A 13,759-nucleotide genomic window follows, 5' to 3' on the forward strand; every position below is an offset into this window, starting at 1 on the left:
CTCGTGGTCGTCTTCCCGGCCACGAATACGTCCCCGGCCGACCGTCACGATTCTAGAGATTCGGACAGAAGGGACTAAACCGGCTACTCGACGCCGTCGCGGTCGACCCAGCCCATGTCGGGATAACGGTCGCCCACCGCCGACATCGACGACAGTTCGTCGAGCACCGCGGTCGGCAGCTGCAGGTCGAGGGCGCCGAGGTTGTCGGCCAGATGCCGGCGCCGCTTGGTGCCGGGGATCGGGACCACATCGGCGCCGCGGGCGAGCAGCCAGGCCAGGGCCACCTGCGCCGGGGTGGCGTCGACCTCACCGGCGATCGCGACGATCCGCGCGACCAGGGCGCGGTTGGCGGCGAGGTTGTCGCCCTGCCAGCGCGGCAGGGTGGTGCGGAAATCGCCGTCCGCAGGGGTGAGGGCTTCGGAGCTGCCGGTGAGCATGCCTCGCCCGAGCGGGGAGTACGGGACGACGGTGGCGCCGACCTCGCGGGCGACGGGGACGACCTCGTTTTCGATATCACGGCTGAAGATCGACCACTCCGACTGCACGGCGGCGATCGGGTGGACCGCGGCCGCGCGGCGCAGGCTCTGCGCGGAGGGCTCGGAGATGCCGAGCCTGCGGACCTTGCCCGCGGTGACCAGTTCGGCCATCGCGCCGATCGTCTCCTCGATCGGGATCGTGGTGTCGACCCGGTGCAGGTAGTACAGGTCGATCACGTCGACACCCAGCCGGGACAGCGACCCGTCGACGCTCGACCGCACGTAGTCGGCCGATCCCTTGGCCCCGCTCGGATAGCCGCCGTCCGGGTCGAGCACGATGCCGAACTTGGTGGCGAGCACCACCTCGTCGCGGCGGGTCGCCAGCACCTCGGCGAGCAGGGCTTCGTTGTGGCCGTCGCCGTAGATGTCGGCGGTGTCGAGCATCGTGATGCCGCGGTCGATCGCCTCGTGGAGGGTGGCGATCGATTCGTCGTGATCGGGGGTGCCGTAGGCGTAACTCATCCCCATGCAGCCGAGGCCCAGCGCGGAGACGGGCAGGTCGGCGAGGTGGCGTTGCGGCAGCGCGGTCGAACGGTTGGTGGTGGGCGTGGACACGATGAACCTCCGGGGGAGCCCGAAAGGGCGTGGCAGGGTGGCCCGCGACCCGGACGGGGCGGGCGATAGGTCGAGCGTGAGGGGGCGGCGGTCCCGGTCAGGGAGCGCCGTAGGTCTCGAGCTTGTAGTCGGTGACGGCCAGGGCGGTCTGCAGTTCGGCGATCTGCTCGAGGATCCGCTCCCGATGCCGCAGCATCATCTCGCGGCGTTCGTCGACGCTCGCGCCCTGATCGACCAGCTCGACGTAGCGATGCAGATCGGCGATCGACATGCCGGACGAGCGCATGCGGATCAGAAACAGCAGCCGGCGGACGGCCTCCTCGTCGAACCGCCGATGCCCGGAGGCACTGCGGCCGATCCGGACCAGCCCGGCACGTTCGTAGTAGCGGATCGTGTGCGGGCTGACCCCGAGCAGATCGGCCACCTCGGCGACCGAGAGCGGCTCGGAGATCTGCCAACCGTCGATCACCTCGGTGACCGTGGGGACTGCTGTCATGTCTTCGACAGTAGGACTGTGAGCGCACTCGAAGGCAACGCAGAGATTTTGTGACCCCGGACACAGGTCGACGGCAGCCCGGGATCAGGCGTCCGGGCTCAGGTACCGCAACGCATGGTGCGGGACCAGCCCGAGCCGCTCGTAGAGCCGCAGCGCGGGTCGATTGCCGGTCTCGACGTGCAGCCACACCGTCTCGGCGCCGCGCCCCGCTCCCCAGCGCAGCATCTCCCGAACGATCAGGTGGGCCAGACCCGCGCGGCGATGCTCGGGGTCGACCTGCAGTCCGTGCAGGTAGAGCCAACCGTCGTCGAGCGCTCCCGCACCGCTGCCGACCGGCAGGGTGACCACCACGTGATCGGCCGCGCCGGTCACCACCGGCTCCGGGGCATGGTCGGACGGGACCTGCGCGCACCGGGCGACGGCGGTCGCGATCGAGCCCACGAGGACCTGCGAGTCGGCGCCGCGGATCGGCGTCCACTCCCGGCCGAGCAGATCGCGGTGGATCGGTGAATCGGCCACCACCTGCACGATGACGCGTCGCTGCCGACTGCGGTAGAAGTCGACAACCCTGTCGAGCGCGGTATCGATCGGCATTCCGGGATCGCCGATCGCCAGGGCGCTGTTGGCCCGCCGCCGCAACCGACCCCACGGCTGCGGTTCCCAGCGCAGTACCCAATCCCCCAGCCCGGTCGCGACCATGTCGGGGAAGGCCACGAAGGAGTGCGCCTCGACCGCACGCGCGTCGGCTGCATGCACCGGCGCAGCATAAACCGACGCCCGGGCCCACCGAACGAATCGGTGGACCCGGGCGCCGTGCGTTGCGACCGCGGGTGGGACTAGGTGCGGTCCGGCTTGTCGAGATCGGTGTCGGTGCGCACCGGCGGGGGTGCGGTGGCCACCGAGCCGTTGGTCTCGGCCAGCGCGGGGCTGCTCGACGGGTGGGTGAACTTCTCGACGAACTCCTCGTTCGTGGCCAGGTTGCGGTCGATCTCGTTGAGGTCGATCGGCTCCTCGTCCTTGATCATGTCGTCCGGGTCGACCGAGTTCGGGTCGTTGAGCACCTCGTTGAGCCGTTCCCGGTCGAGGTCGCCGGTCCAGCGGGCGATCACCAGGGTGCCGAGGCCGTTGCCGGTCAGGTTGGTCAGCGCGCGGCCTTCCGACATGAAGCGGTCGATGCCGACGATCAGGGCGATACCGGCGACCGGGATCACCGAGTCGAAGGCGGCGAGCGAGGCGGCCAGGGTGACCAGGCCGGCGCCGGACACACCGGCGGCACCGTTCGAGGAGATCAGCATGAAGGCCAGCAGGGCGATCTGGGTGCCCAGCGGGACGTCGATACCGAACGCCTGGGCGATGAAGATCGCGCCCATCGACATGTAGATGGCGGTGCCGTCGAGGTTGAACGAGTAGCCGGTCGGGATCGTCATGCCCACGACCTGCTTCGGGACGCCGGCGGCCTCCATCTTGGCCATCATCCGCGGCAGCACCGTCTCGGACGACGAGGTGCCGAGCACGATCAGCAGCTCATCCTTGATGTACCGGATGTACTTGAAGATGCTGAAGCCCGAGAGCGCACAGATCGGGCCGAGGATCAGGAAGATGAACAGCAGGCAGGTCAGCCAGAAGCTACCCATGAAGTAGGCCAGGGCGCCGAGGATGGCCGAGCCGTACTCGCCGATGGTGAAGGCGATTCCGCCGAGGGCGCCGAGCGGGGCGACCCACATGACCAGCTTGATGACGCCGAACATGATCTTGGCGAAGGTATCGAGAGCGCTGACGACCGGCGCGGCCTTCGGGCCGAGCATGGTGACCGCCACCGCGACGAGCAGGGCGAGCAGCAGGACCTGCAGCAACTGGCCCTCGACGAAGGCGCTGACGAAGGTCGTCGGCACCAGGTTGAGCACGAACGCGGTCAGACCGCCCTCACCGGCCGCACCGGCGGCCTCGATGGCGTTGTTCGCCGCCGACGCGTCGAAGGTCGAGATGTCGTATCCGAGGCCGGCGCCCGGCTTGAGGACGTTGACGACGATCAGGCCGATGCCGAGCGCGAAGACCGTGGTGACGTTGAAGTAGACCACCGTCTTGAAGGCGAGGCCGCCCGCCTTGGCGAGGTTGCCCATGCCTGCGATTCCCACCACAACCGTGGCGAAAATGGTCGGCGCGATCACCACCTTGACCAATTTGATGAACAGGTCCGCCATCCACTTCAGCTGGGATGCGAACTCCGGGACGGTCAGACCGAGAATGATCCCGACGCCGATACCGAGCAGGACCCAGAAGTAAAGATGCTGGTAGAGCTTCTTCTTCTTGCGAGGCTTCTTGCCCGCCTCGGATTCGACACTCAAATGAGCCATATCGCCACCTCGATGTGATGCGCGCTGCCGTGATGCACCCGCCCGGGCGGGTGCCCGGATGACAACGTGTTCTCATTAGGCTGGCGTGTGTTGGACCTCACATGAAGGCAAGAGCGCGAAACTTGAGGTTGACTTGACACAACTTGCGGTCGAACGGCCGGAGAACACCGGCCGGAGGAAGCCCATGCCGACCGCGGCGTCGAGGACCAGGCGCGACTTCCTGCGGGCCGCCGGCGTCGCGGTGGTTGTGCTCGGTGGCGGTCTGGCGGCGGCGTGCGGTTCGACGCCCCCGGTACCCGGTCCCCAGCGTCTGGCGACCGGTCCGTCCGGAGCCGCGTACCGCGAGGTCGGAGCGGCGTTGACCGACCTGTGGAACGGTGCGTGGGGCTCGCCGGTCGTCGAGGCGATCACCACCGAAGCCGCCGTCGACAATCTCGACCTGCTGTTGTCCGGCGACGTTCAACTCGGCTTGCTCAACGTCGACGTCGCGGCCGACCACGTCGACGACCTCGCCGCCCTGATGCGGATCTTCGACTCGGTGCTGCAGGTGGTCGTGCCCCGCGACTCCCCCGCCCGGTCGGTCCGCGACCTCGCCGGCGGCCGGGTCTGCGTCGGACTGCCGGGATCGGGCTCGCGCTTCGTCGGCGATCGGGTCTTCGAGGTCGCCGGCATCGACGTCGAGCGGATCAGCCTGGGTCAGACCGAGGCGGTCGCGGAGATGATCGCCGGGCACCTCGACGGCTGGATGTCGATGTCGGCGATGCCCACCCCGGCGATCTCTGAGCTGCTCGACCGCGAGCCCGGCCGGTTCCGGTTCGTGGAATTGGGGGTCCACGACGAGATGCTCACCCGTTTCCCCGGCGTCTACCTCGACACGACGATCTCCCCGGCGATCTACCCGGGCGCCGACCCGGTCCGCGCGGTCGGCAGCCCGACACTGCTGACGGTGCGCCCGGATTTCGACGAGAACATCGCCTGGTTCCTCACCTCGACGACGATGCGCAATACCGATCGGCTCGCCGGTCGACGCACCGAGTTGTTCCAGCTCAACCCGCGCACGGCGGTGGCGACCACCCCGGTCCCCCTGCACCCGGGGGCGGCGCGCTACTTCCGCGAGGCGAAGCTCTAGGCCTCGCCGTCTCCGACCAGCGGCAACCGCACGACCACCCGCAAACCCGACGGGAGGTTGTCCTCGAGCCGCAACTGGCCGCCGGCGTCGGTGATCACGTCGGCGAGGATCGCGAGCCCCAGTCCGGTACCGGCGACGTTCTGGTGGCGCGAGGCCCGCCAGAACCGTCCGGTGGCCCGCGTCCGCTCCTCGCTCGGGATGCCGATGCCGTCGTCGGCGACCCGCACCTCGACCATCGACGCCCCCTCCGTCCGTTCGTCGACCACCGCGTCCACGACGATCCGGGTCCCCCCGGACAGCCGGGTCGCATTGGAGATCAGCTCGTCGAGGACCGCCGCGAGGCCGCCCGCGGGCTGGCGCGCCACCAACCGCAGGTCCGGGGTTTCAACATCGAGGGTCATCCCGGCCTCGGCGGCGATCGCGGTCCAGCGCGCGAGACCGTCGGCGAAGACGTCGAGCAGGGCGGGGGCCTCGGTATCGGGGATCGGCGCCCCACCGGCGAGGGTGGTCGCGACCAGCATCGCCTCGAGGGTCTGCGCCATATGCTCGACCTCGGCGACCGCGTCCGCGTGCGCCTCGCGGGCATCGTCGTCCTCGAGCCAGAGCTCGAGATTGTCGACGGCCAACTGCAGGCCGGTCAGCGGATTGCGCAGCTGGTGGGCGGCGTCGGCGGCGAAGGCCTCCTGCCGGCGGATCGACCGCTGCACGGTGCCGACCATCGCGTTGAACGACGTCGACAGTTCGCGCAGTTCGGGAGGCCCGAGGTCGACATCGGCGCGCGCGTCCAGGTCGCCGGAGCGTACCCGCCGGGCCGCGGTCTCCAGGTCGGTCACCGGTCGCAGCGCCCAGCGCGTCATCGGCAGCACCGCCCCGACCAACAGCGCAAAGGGCACCAGCAACACCCCGATGCCGATCAGCCAAATCCGCAGGATGCGATCCTGGAGGTGGTCGACCGGCGCGGCGATCACCACGACCGCGCTGACCTGGGAGTCGCGGCCGACCGGTTCGACGACGTACATCGGCCCCGACGACCACGGCCACACCGTCCGCGGGTCGGTCTTGGGGCTGCCCGCGAGCGCGGCGCGCAGCTCGTCGGTCAGCCGATCCGGCAGCGGCAGGTCCGAGCCGTAGAGACGTTCGCCGCCGATGCCGACCACCCACACCGTCGAGTCGTAGAGGTCCTGGTACTCGTCGAGTTCGGCGGTCAGCCGGGAGCCGGGTTCCGGTTCGGCGGCGATCGTGCTCGCGAAGCGGGTGGCGTCGCCGACCCGATCATTGAAGGTGGTCTGGGTGCTGCGCAGCGCCGCCAACCACGCGTAGGGCACCAGCAGCCCGATCATCAGCAGGATCAGCGCCGGGATCAGCAGCACCAGGAGGCGATTGCGCACGTCAGAACCCCGGGTCGGCGGGCTCCGGCGGGACGGGGTCGCCGGGCGCCTCGAGCCGGTAGCCGACCCCGCGCACGGTGCTGATCGTCACCGATTCACCGAGCTTGGTCCGCAACGACGCCATATGGGTGTGCAGGGTGCGGCTGCCGCCGGCGTAGGAGGACTGCCAGACCTGGTCGAGCAGGTGTTCGCGGGTGACGACATTGCCCATGCTGTGCGCCAGCAACAGCAGGATCTGGAACTCCTTGCGCGACAGCGTCAGGGGTGCCTGCCGCAGCCGCGCCTCGCTGCGATCGAGGTCGAGTTCGAGCTGCCCGACCGCGATCACGCCGCGCGCCGCCGGCACCGCCCGCACCGCCCGCAGCCGCCGGGTGACCGCCTCGATCCGGGCGAGCAGTTCGCCCACTCCGAACGGTTTGACCAGGTAGTCGTCGGCGCCGGCGCGCAGGCCTCGGACCCGCTCGACCTCCGCGCCCAGCGCGGTCACCGCGATCACCGCGGTGCCGGGGTGGTCCCGCAGGACTCGGATGACCTCCACCCCGTCGCCGTCGTCGAGCATCAGGTCGACCAGGGCGACGGTGAATTCGCGTTCGGCGATCCGCTCGCCCGCGGTCCGGATATCGGCGGCGCGAAAGACCTCGTAACCGGCAGCCCGCAGCGTGCGGGTCAGGGCGCGCGCCACCCGGTCGTCGTTCTCGACAACCAGTGCGCGCATATGGAAAAACGATAGTGCGAGCGGCCTCCCCCCGGCGGGAAACCCGACGACGTTCGGGTGAAGGGTCAGGATTGCGGTATCCGATAGGCCTCTTCGATGACGGTCCGCAGGTTCTCCAGGTAGGTCGGCGGGTCGGCCCGGCGCCAGATCAGCCGAACGGTCAGCGGCGGCGCGTCGACGACCGGCCGGTAGACGACGCCGGGGCGGCGGAACTGTTCGACGGTCGCCTCCGGCGTGATGCCGACGCCCTGACCTGCGGCGATCAACGTCAGCCATTCGTCGGTGCCCTGGACGCGGCGGAACGACGCCGGCCCGGCCCGGCCCGCCCACATCTGCGGGGAGGTGGTGCCGAGCACGGTTTCGATGCCCATCACCCGTTCGGTGAAGTCGTCCATATGCAGCCGGCGCCGCCGGGCGAGCGGATCGTCCGAGGGCAGGGCGGCGAACCGACGTTCCTGCCCGACGTCCACCGAGGCGAGGCGGCGGTCCTCGATGGGCCGGCGGACCACCGCGACGTCGACGGTCCCGTCGGTCAGCCCGACGGTCCGATGCGACGACTGCACGAAGATCAATTCGCTGCCCGGATACAACTGCGCCCAGCGGCGCTGTACCGCGATGGTGTGTTTACCGAGAGCGGCCCAGCCGAATCCGATGCGCACCTCGCCGGTCGGGACCTCGGCCCGGGTGATGATGGCGGCGACCGCCGCGAGCGCCTGTCGGGCGTAGGGAAGCACCGACAGCCCGGCCGCGGTGAGCGCGACATCGCGGGAGGTGCGCCGCAGTACGGCAAACCCCAACTCCCGCTCCAACGAGGCGACCCGGCGCGAGATGGTCGCCTGCGAGGTGCCGAGCGCGATCGCGGCGTCGGTGAAGGTCCCCTCGTCGACCACGGCGACCAGCGCCCGCAGCTGACGCAGGTCGATATCCATACGCCCAGTGTATGGATATCGGCGGCGCATACATTTTTCGCAAACGCCGGCGGTCCGCACACTTATCGCATGTCGATGACCGAGGAGCGCCCCGTGGCGACCACCGACGCGCCCGGGCATTCGGGGCGCGGGCTGGCCCTGATGCTCTCCGCCGCCGGCTCGAGCCAGGTCGGCGCCGCGATGGGCGCGCACGCCTTTGGCGCGATCGGTCCGGCCGGCGTGGTGGCCGTCCGGCAGTTGGTCGCCGCCGCGGTGTTGCTGCCGATCGCGCGGCCCAACCCGCTGCGTCTGACCCGCGCCCAGTGGTACCCGACACTCGCGCTGGCCGCGATCTTCGCCGGCATGAACCTCGCTCTGTACACCGCCGTCGATCGGGTCGGCCTGGCGCTGGCGGTGACGCTGGAATTCCTCGGGCCCCTGGCGGTCGCCCTGGCCGGGTCGCGTACCCGGCGGGATCTGCTGTGCGCCATCGCCGTTGCCATCGGCGTCTACATCCTCGTGCTCCCCGGGCCTTCGTCGGATCTGCTGGGCATCGGATTCGGGCTCGCGGCCGCCGCCTGCTGGGCCGGCTATATTCTGCTCAATCGGATTGTCGGACGTCGTCTTCCGGGGTTGCAGGGCACGGCGGTGGCCACCTCGGTATCGGCGCTGGGCTATCTGCCGGTCCTGGTGTGGCTGTTCGTATCGGATCGTGTGACACCGGCAGCCTTCGGATTCGCGGTGGTGGCCGGGATTCTGTCCTCGGCGGTGCCCTATACGCTCGACCTGATCGCCCTGCGCGGCGTCTCCCCGCGGGTCTTCGGCGTGGTGATGAGCGCGCATCCGGTGATGGCCGCGATCGCCGGGTTGTTGTTGCTCGGACAGCAACTCGCGCTGCACGAGGTGGCGGGTATCACCATCGTCGTCGCGGTCAATATCGTCACCGTTCTCGCGGCCGGTCGCGGTGGACCGGTCAGCCCGGGATCGACAGGCCGTGGTTACCGTTTCGGTTTCGGTCGACGATCGAAGGCATGACACGACGAGCCACGAACCGTTCCGCTTCGATCGACATCACGATTCCCGACCTGTCCGGCCGACGCGCCGTCGTCACCGGGGCCAGCGACGGGATGGGGGTGGGCATCGCCTCCCGACTGGCCGCGGCCGGTGCGGAAGTGGTGATGCCGGTGCGCAATCCGAGCAAGGGCGAGGCGGCGATCGCCACGATCCGCGCCGCCGTTCCGGGAGCCAGGGTCTCGCTGCGCTCCCTGGACCTGTCCTCACTGGAGTCGGTCACCGCGCTCGGCGATACCCTGCGCGCCGAGGGTGATCCGATCCACATCCTGATCAACAACGCCGGAGTCATGCGGCCCCCGCAGCGACAGACGACGGTCGACGGATTCGAATTGCAGTTCGGCACCAACCATCTCGGCCACTTCGCCCTGGTGGCGGGGCTGCTGCCGCTGCTGCGCGCCGGACGCGCGCGGGTCACCTCCCAGGTCAGCATCGCCGCCCGGCGGGGCACCATCAACTGGGACGACCCGAACTGGGACCGTTCCTATGCCGCCATGCGCGCCTACAGCCAATCCAAGATCGCCCTCGGACTGTTCGGACTCGAACTCGAACGTCTGAGCACGGCCAACGGCTGGGGTATCACCAGCAATCTCGCCCACCCGGGTGTGGCCCCGACCGCTCTGATGGCGGCCCGTCCCGAACTCGGCCGCAGCGCGGACACCCCGAACATCCGGATGACCCGCGCCCTCTCGGCTCGCGGCATCCTGGTCGGCACCCCGCTCACCGCCGGCCTGCCCGCGCTGCTGGCCGCGACCGACCCGACCGCGAAGGCCGGCGCCCTCTACGGGCCGGGTGGATTCGGCCAACTCGGCGGCCGCCCCGGGCGGGTGCAGATGTACCGCCCGATGCGTAGCGCCGACGATGCCCGGCGCATCTGGGAGCTCTCCGAAAAGCTCACGCGGACAGCGTACGTCCCCGCCTGACCGGTCCTGCCCGACCGGCCCACTACGTGAGGAACCGCATGTCCGTCACCACTTCGCAGGGCGGCACCCCGTCCGGCCGACGTCAACGCAATCCCTGGTGGGTCGCTATCGGCGCCGGCACCGCCAACGTCTTCGGCACCCAGATGTACCTGGGGACGATCGGCATCTTCGTCCTGCCGATCTCCGAGTCCACCGGCTTCAGTCGCACCACCGTCACCGGCGCGTATTCCGTTGCCGCGGTGGGTATGGCGATCGGGCTGATCATCGTCTCGCAGTTCGTCGACCGCTATGCCGCGCGGTACATCCTCATCCCGGGCTTCATCGGATTCGGGGCGTCGATGGCCGCGATCGGCCTGATGCCCGCGATCGTCCCGATCTACTTGATCCCCAGCTTCTTCGTCGGCTTCTTCGGCGCCGCCACGGTGGTACCGGCCACCCGGGCGGTGGTCAGTTGGTTCGACAACAATCGTGCGTTGGCCGTCGGCATCGTCACCGGGATCATCGGTCTCGGCGCGGCCCTCGGCCCGATCCTGGCCGGCGCGTTGATCGACGCGGTCGGCTGGCGCGCGGCCTACGGCGTGATGGGCCTGCTGTCGGCGACCGTCTCGGTGACGCTGGTCGGCTTCTTCGTCCGGGCCCGAGCGGAGCGGCACGTCCGCGGACGCCTGGTCGACCACACCACGGTCGACGACCACGATGTCAGCCTCGAACTACCGGGGGTGACCTTCCGCGAGGCGACGCGCACCCGCCAGTTCTGGGCGATCGCCATCGGTTTGGGCCTGGTCGGTGTGGTGGTGGTCGGCCTGCAGGTGCACCTGGTGCCGATGATGACCGACCGCGGCCTGAGCGCATCGCTGGCGGCGTCGCTGCTGGTCATCTTCGGGTTGGCGTCGCTGATCGGCCGCGTGATCGGTGGGTTCGTCATCGATCGGGTGCACGCCACGATCGTCGGTCCGATCGTGATGCTCGCCCCGATCGCGGGCATGCTGTTCCTGCACCCGCCGTTCACGTCGGCGGCGATCGCGGTGGCGTTCATCGGTCTCGCCTTCGGTGTCGAGGGCGACCTGCTCGCCATCCTGATCACCCGCTACCTCGGCACCCGCTCCTTCGGTCGGATCTTCGGCGCGGTCCAGGCGGCCTTCCTGCTCGGCACCGCCTTCGGTCCGCTGCTGCTGGGGCTGGGGTACGACAACCTCGGGTCCTACGACCCGGTGATCCCGGTGCTGATGGGCATCCTGGTGGTCGGCGCAATCCTGATCGCCACCCTCGGCCGCTACCCGTACCCCGCCGTCGCCGGCTTCGACCGCCTCGCCGCTCGTGACGAGATCGCCGCCGCGGAGGTGCTCAGCGATATGGCGGAGGGGAACGACGGTCAGGTCACCCGGAATCGGATGCGGGTGCCGGGCGGGGCCTGAGCCAGCGCATCGAGGTCCTCGTCGCGGACCACCGCGATCACCGGATAGCCACCGGTAACGGGGTGATCGGCCAGGAAGATCAGCGGCACTCCGGAGGAGGGGACCTGGATCGAGCCGGTCGCCACCCCCTCGCTGGGCAGTTCCCCGGTCCGGGCGCGGGGTAGGGCGGGGCCGATCAGGCGGGCGCCCACCCGGTCGGTCTGGTCGGAGATCGTCCAGGCCGCGGTGTCGAGCATGTCGATCGCCTCCGGCTCGAACCAGCTGTCGCGGGGGCCGAGGCGCACGGCGACGGTCAGTTCGGTGGGAGGCGGAGCCGACCAGACCACGGCACCACCCACGATCCCGGTCGGTCCGTCGCCGACCGGGATCGTGGCACCCGCGAGCAGCGGGGCCGGACCCAGGCCGGCCAGTGAATCGAACGACCGAGACCCGAGCACCTCGGGCACGTCGACCCCACCGCGCACCCCGATCACATTGCGCAATCCGCCGACGGGCGAACCGATCTCGAGCGCATCACCGGCGTCGAGGCCGATCGGACGCTGATCGTGCACCTCACGTATGCGCCCGGAGGCTCGCTCGACAATGATCTCCACCGGCGCACCGGTCACCGCGACCACCGCCCGCTCGGTGGCCGCCAACCGCACACCGCCGGCCAGAACTTCGAGAACCGCCGCATCCGAGGGGTTTCCGACCAGATCGTTCGCCAGGCGGGCGGCCACCCGATCCATGACGCCCGCCGCCCCGACACCCGATGCCGCCAGCCCCGGCCGGCCGCGGTCCTGGACGAGGATCGGGAACCGGGTCTGTTCGACCACCAGCGGACCGGGCGCGGGTACGACATCGACCGGCGCCTCTCCGGTGTCGGTCAACGCCTCCACCGGGAGGAAACGCACCCGGTCGCCGGGCCGCACCAACGCCGGGCGCTCCCGATCGACGTCCCACATCCGCGCGGAGGTCCGCCCGATCAGTTGCCATCCACCGGGACTCGACCGCGGGTAGACCCCGGAGAACTCCCCCGCGATCGCCACCGAGCCGGCGGGGATGCGCGTGCGCGGCGTCGCCCGGCGCGGCACATTCAGCAGCGGGTCCCCGCCTACCAGATAGACGAACCCCGGCGCGAAGCCGGCAAATGCCGCAGCGTAAACAGCCCCGCTGTGCCGGTCGATCACTTCCTGCGGCGAGATGCCCGCCAGTTCGGCTACTTCGGCCACATCCTCACCGTCGTAGAGCACCTCGATCTCGACCAGATCACCGGCGGCGGCACCCACAGGATCCGGCCGCGCCGCGTCGATCACGTCGCGCAACGCCACCGGGTCGAGACGGGTCGGGTCTATCCGGACCAGAACCGTTCGGGCGGCGGGCAATACCTCCAGAACACCGTCGATCGGCCGCTCGGACAGCGCCCGCGCCACCGCCGCCACCTCGTCGTGGTCACCCACATCGATGAGGACGGCTCGGTCCCCGGCGCTGCGGATCGTGCGGCCGCTCATGAGGCGAAGGGAGCGATGCCGATTCCGTTGTCGGTCAGCCGGGTGCGCACCGCGGTCGCCATCTCGACCGCGCCGGGGCTGTCGCCGTGCACGCAGATCGAGTCGGCCTCGAGCCGCACGATCGATCCATCGATCGCCTCGACCACGCCGTCCTCGACCAACCGAACGATGCGCTCCGCCACCAGGTCCGGGTCGTGCAGGACGGCGCCGGCCTCGCGCCGGGAGACCAACGTGCCCGCCGGGGTATAGGCACGGTCGGCGAAGGCCTCGCGCACCACCCGCAGGCCGGCGTGTTCGGCCACCTTCAGCACGGCGCTGCCCGGCAGCCCCAGCAACGCCAACGAGTCGTCCACGCCGCGGATCGCCTCGACGACGTCGCGTGCCTGACGTTCATCGTGAACGATGGTGTTGTACAGCGCGCCATGGGGTTTCACGTACGTCACCGACCCACCCGCCGAGGCGGCGATCGCGGTGAGGGCCCCGATCTGGTACATCGCCTCGGCCACCAGGTCGCGGCTGTCGACGTCGATGGTTCGGCGGCCGAAGCCGGCCAGGTCGCGGTAGGCGATGTGTGCGCCGATCGCCACACCGTTGCGCACGGCGCCGGTGCAGGTGTCCTGCATGATCGCGGGGTCTCCCGCGTGGAAACCGCAGGCGACGTTGGCGCTCGACACCACCTCGAGCATCGCGGCGTCGTCGCCCATGGACCACTGCCCGAAGCCTTCGCCCATATCGCTGTTGAGATCGATGGTCATGTCCACTCCTTCGACGGTACGGTC

Annotated in this window: 13 protein-coding genes; 4 read left to right on the plus strand and 9 right to left on the minus strand. The window is 69.9% G+C overall.

Going from position 1 to position 13,759, the window contains the following annotated elements:
• Positions 1-83: 83 nt before the first annotated feature.
• The 4 genes from MB1_RS00765 to dctA form a co-directional block, all read right to left on the minus strand.
• Positions 84-1,091: an aldo/keto reductase gene (locus tag MB1_RS00765; RefSeq protein WP_281189681.1), complete on the minus strand. Its 1,008-nt coding sequence runs from the start codon at positions 1,089-1,091 to the stop codon at positions 84-86.
• A gap of 97 nt (positions 1,092-1,188) precedes the next feature.
• The gene (locus MB1_RS00770) at positions 1,189-1,587 is read right to left on the minus strand and encodes a MerR family transcriptional regulator (protein WP_066902732.1); all 399 of its coding nucleotides are present in this window, start codon (positions 1,585-1,587) and stop codon (positions 1,189-1,191) included.
• An 84-nt stretch (positions 1,588-1,671) separates the two neighbouring features.
• Positions 1,672-2,343: a GNAT family N-acetyltransferase gene (locus tag MB1_RS00775; RefSeq protein WP_066902735.1), complete on the minus strand. Its 672-nt coding sequence runs from the start codon at positions 2,341-2,343 to the stop codon at positions 1,672-1,674.
• An 80-nt stretch (positions 2,344-2,423) separates the two neighbouring features.
• Positions 2,424-3,941 carry a C4-dicarboxylate transporter DctA gene (dctA, locus tag MB1_RS00780; protein ID WP_157083837.1) on the minus strand — a complete coding sequence of 506 codons (1,518 nt, stop codon included), beginning with the start codon at positions 3,939-3,941 and terminating at the stop codon, positions 2,424-2,426.
• 184 nt (positions 3,942-4,125) lie between these two features.
• Here dctA and MB1_RS00785 point away from each other — a divergent pair, with 184 nt between their 5' ends.
• Entirely contained in the window at positions 4,126-5,070 is a 945-nt protein-coding gene (locus tag MB1_RS00785) for a TAXI family TRAP transporter solute-binding subunit (RefSeq protein WP_066902737.1), read from the plus strand.
• Here the strand turns inward: MB1_RS00785 and MB1_RS00790 are convergent.
• From MB1_RS00790 to MB1_RS00800, 3 genes are all read right to left on the minus strand, one after another.
• Positions 5,067-6,458: a HAMP domain-containing sensor histidine kinase gene (locus tag MB1_RS00790; protein ID WP_066902739.1), complete on the minus strand. Its 1,392-nt coding sequence runs from the start codon at positions 6,456-6,458 to the stop codon at positions 5,067-5,069. The genes MB1_RS00785 and MB1_RS00790 overlap by 4 nt on opposite strands.
• 1 nt (position 6,459) lies before the next feature.
• Positions 6,460-7,173: a response regulator transcription factor gene (locus MB1_RS00795; protein WP_066902741.1), complete on the minus strand. Its 714-nt coding sequence runs from the start codon at positions 7,171-7,173 to the stop codon at positions 6,460-6,462.
• A gap of 65 nt (positions 7,174-7,238) precedes the next feature.
• On the minus strand, positions 7,239-8,102 hold the full coding sequence (locus MB1_RS00800) for a LysR family transcriptional regulator (RefSeq protein ID WP_066902743.1): 864 nt from the start codon (positions 8,100-8,102) through the stop codon (positions 7,239-7,241).
• A 69-nt stretch (positions 8,103-8,171) separates the two neighbouring features.
• Here MB1_RS00800 and MB1_RS00805 point away from each other — a divergent pair, with 69 nt between their 5' ends.
• From MB1_RS00805 to MB1_RS00815, 3 genes are read left to right on the plus strand one after another with little or no spacing between them, the layout of a single operon-like run.
• Complete coding sequence (locus MB1_RS00805; protein ID WP_245649962.1) at positions 8,172-9,116, plus strand: EamA family transporter; 945 nt, start codon at positions 8,172-8,174, stop codon at positions 9,114-9,116.
• The gene (locus MB1_RS00810; RefSeq protein WP_066902745.1) at positions 9,113-10,075 is read left to right on the plus strand and encodes an SDR family oxidoreductase; all 963 of its coding nucleotides are present in this window, start codon (positions 9,113-9,115) and stop codon (positions 10,073-10,075) included. Before MB1_RS00805 ends, MB1_RS00810 begins: the two co-directional genes overlap by 4 nt.
• A 38-nt stretch (positions 10,076-10,113) precedes the next feature.
• On the plus strand, positions 10,114-11,490 hold the full coding sequence (locus MB1_RS00815; protein WP_084350568.1) for an MFS transporter: 1,377 nt from the start codon (positions 10,114-10,116) through the stop codon (positions 11,488-11,490).
• On the opposite strand, the gene MB1_RS00820 is transcribed toward MB1_RS00815, so the two are convergent.
• Together MB1_RS00820 and MB1_RS00825 are read right to left on the minus strand one after the other, a co-directional pair.
• Positions 11,448-12,980, minus strand: a complete 1,533-nt coding sequence (locus tag MB1_RS00820; protein WP_084350570.1) for a 5-oxoprolinase subunit B/C family protein — start codon at positions 12,978-12,980, stop codon at positions 11,448-11,450. The two genes, MB1_RS00815 and MB1_RS00820, sit on opposite strands and share 43 nt — an antisense overlap.
• Positions 12,977-13,735, minus strand: a complete 759-nt coding sequence (locus MB1_RS00825) for a LamB/YcsF family protein (protein ID WP_066903409.1) — start codon at positions 13,733-13,735, stop codon at positions 12,977-12,979. Before MB1_RS00825 ends, MB1_RS00820 begins: the two co-directional genes overlap by 4 nt.
• Positions 13,736-13,759: the final 24 nt, after the last annotated feature.

It is taken from the genome of Millisia brevis NBRC 105863 (assembly GCF_001552615.1).
GTDB lineage: Bacteria > Actinomycetota > Actinomycetes > Mycobacteriales > Mycobacteriaceae > Millisia > Millisia brevis.

Excerpts from the sequence above, each read along its gene's own strand:
- MB1_RS00770 (WP_066902732.1), bottom strand. The coding sequence starts at position 1,587 with ATGACAGCAGTCCCCACGGTCACCGAGGTGATCGACGGTTGGCAGATC.
- dctA (WP_157083837.1), bottom strand. The coding sequence starts at position 3,941 with ATGGCTCATTTGAGTGTCGAATCCGAGGCGGGCAAGAAGCCTCGCAAG.
- MB1_RS00785 (WP_066902737.1), top strand. The coding sequence starts at position 4,126 with ATGCCGACCGCGGCGTCGAGGACCAGGCGCGACTTCCTGCGGGCCGCC.
- MB1_RS00795 (WP_066902741.1), bottom strand. The coding sequence starts at position 7,173 with ATGCGCGCACTGGTTGTCGAGAACGACGACCGGGTGGCGCGCGCCCTG.
- MB1_RS00800 (WP_066902743.1), bottom strand. The coding sequence starts at position 8,102 with ATGGATATCGACCTGCGTCAGCTGCGGGCGCTGGTCGCCGTGGTCGAC.
- MB1_RS00805 (WP_245649962.1), top strand. The coding sequence starts at position 8,172 with ATGTCGATGACCGAGGAGCGCCCCGTGGCGACCACCGACGCGCCCGGG.
- MB1_RS00810 (WP_066902745.1), top strand. The coding sequence starts at position 9,113 with ATGACACGACGAGCCACGAACCGTTCCGCTTCGATCGACATCACGATT.
- MB1_RS00815 (WP_084350568.1), top strand. The coding sequence starts at position 10,114 with ATGTCCGTCACCACTTCGCAGGGCGGCACCCCGTCCGGCCGACGTCAA.
- MB1_RS00820 (WP_084350570.1), bottom strand. The coding sequence starts at position 12,980 with ATGAGCGGCCGCACGATCCGCAGCGCCGGGGACCGAGCCGTCCTCATC.
- MB1_RS00825 (WP_066903409.1), bottom strand. The coding sequence starts at position 13,735 with ATGACCATCGATCTCAACAGCGATATGGGCGAAGGCTTCGGGCAGTGG.